This is a genomic window from Verrucomicrobiota bacterium (genome assembly GCA_039192515.1).
GTDB lineage: Bacteria > Verrucomicrobiota > Verrucomicrobiia > Methylacidiphilales > JBCCWR01 > JBCCWR01.
Window position 1 is genome coordinate 1 of record JBCCXA010000099.1, and the last position, 2,159, is coordinate 2,159.

Genomic DNA, 2,159 nt, shown 5'->3' on the forward strand with positions numbered 1-2,159 from the left:
AAGCCAATCTGATAGGAACCACCAGCCTATGGGTGCTGCAAGCAGAAACGAAAACCCCACAATGGCCATGAAGTCTTTCGAAAATAGCGTTACAATACTTGCTATGGAGGCGCCCAGAACTTTTCTAATTCCGATTTCCTTAAATCGCTGTTCGGCAGAAAACATAGCTAATCCCAGCAACCCTAAACAGGAAATCATAATGGCAACTATGGCAAAAGCATTCGAAAGCTTAGACATTACCTCTTCATTTTTATACAATGCCTGGTATTCCTGATCGATGAACTGATAGTTGAAAGGATAACTTGGATTGATGGCAGCATACACTTTTTCCAGGTTTTCTATGGCTTCTCTGGTTCTTCCTTTTTCGGTTCTAACCAGGATGACACCAAATTCTTCATAGTCCTTAACGTCCACCATGATCGGTTTTATGGGCTCATGCAACGAGTGCGTGTGGTAATCCTTAAGAATACCAATGATCTTTCCCTTTTTGCTCCATGCAGATACCCATTTACCAAGAGGTTCTTCCATTTGCATTTGCCGCACTGCCTCTTCATTAACTAAAAAGGCATCAGATGAATCTGTAGCTATATCCCTGGAAAACCCTCTTCCTTCTACCACCTCGAGATCCATGATCTTCAAAAAGTCGAAACCAACAGAAGTGGGCCTAAAATTGATGTATGTGCCGTCCGGCCTCCCTTCCCAATCGAAGGGCTCAGCCATAGCAAAGCCCATATTATGCGGTGCTTCACTACTTCGGTCCACCATGGCTATTCCCGGTAATGGGCTGGCAAGATCTTTAAATCGTTGATAACTATCTTGCTTGGATAATTCTCCTTCCACCCGAATGTAAAGTAAATTATCCTTATCATATCCGAGATTGGTGTTTTGTATATGGTCAGTTTGTAGTGATACCACTGCGGTGGCAATAAGCAGTAGAATAGATAAACCGAATTGGAATGTGGTTAGGCCCTTGCGAAACCAGGTTTCAAATCGAGAGAAACGCAGGGCTCCCTTAAGGACTTTCACAGGTTTTAGCGATGAAAGGAACAATGCTGGATAACTTCCGGCAGTAAATCCTGTAATGACAATTAAGGCGAGAACCGCGAGCCAGTGCTTCCATTCAAAAAGTGGAAGGCGTATTTGTTTACCGGTTAGCTCATTAAAGGCCGGTAGGAGTACCCATACTAATGCCAGTGAAAGAAGCATCGCAAAAAACGACATCAGAAATGATTCACTTAGAAATTGTCCAACAAGTGAGGTTCTTGTAGAACCGATTACTTTTCTTACCCCAACCTCTTTGGCTCTTCTAATAGCCCGCGCAGTAGAAAGGTTAGTGAAATTGATACAGGCTATGATCAAAATGAAAATAGCCACCCCACTGAATATTTTTACATATAGGATTCGGCCTTCATTAGGTTGGCCATTTACAAAATTTCCTACCAGATATTGATCTTCATAAGGTTGGAGGCCAATAGTAACCTCAATGCTCTCTTCCTGGTCTACAAAGGGTTTCAACACACGGGTCATATCGGCCTCAACCTGGGCAATATCAGCATTTTCGGCAAGCTTAACCATAGTACGGACATTGTCGGATGCCCAATCCAATCGGGTAAGCTGTGACTCCCAATTAATTAAAAACTCAAATTGCAAAGAACTCTTTGGCGTAATATCTTCAAAGATTGCTGTTATTTCCAGGTCAAACCTGTTTTCGTATCGAATGGTCTCTCCAACAGCCTCTTCCGGGCTATTAAAGAAAAGTGAGGCCATTCTTCTTGATATAGCAATACTACTGTATTCGGTCAACGCGGTGGATGGGTCGCCGACTAATAAGGGATAGTTAAATACCTTAAAAAAGTCTTCGCTGGCCCGAGATCCATTTAGCTTAAATTTTTTATCACCTATTTGAAACGTCTCTGCATGCCCCCATGGCAGTTCATATCCTGTGGCATAAAAGACAATAGATTCTATACTTGGGACGGTTTTTTCTACCTCAGCGATGGGTATGTAGTTCCTTTCTTCTTCATAGCCTACGCTGGTATTATAAGTTCCATGAGTCTCTCCATTTGCGGTGACGATCTGATAGGCGGAGTATATATTTTCATTATGGAAGCTATCAACACTCATTTCGTCATTCACCCAAAGGAATATGAGTACAAAGC

1 protein-coding gene is annotated in these 2,159 nt (G+C 42.4%); it reads right to left on the reverse strand.

Annotation, left to right across the window (positions count from 1 at the left end):
- Positions 1-2,148, reverse strand: a 2,148-nt coding sequence (locus tag AAGA18_16175) for an ABC transporter permease (GenBank protein ID MEM9446878.1), incomplete at its 3' end; no start/stop codon positions are given.
- Positions 2,149-2,159 lie beyond the last annotated feature (11 nt).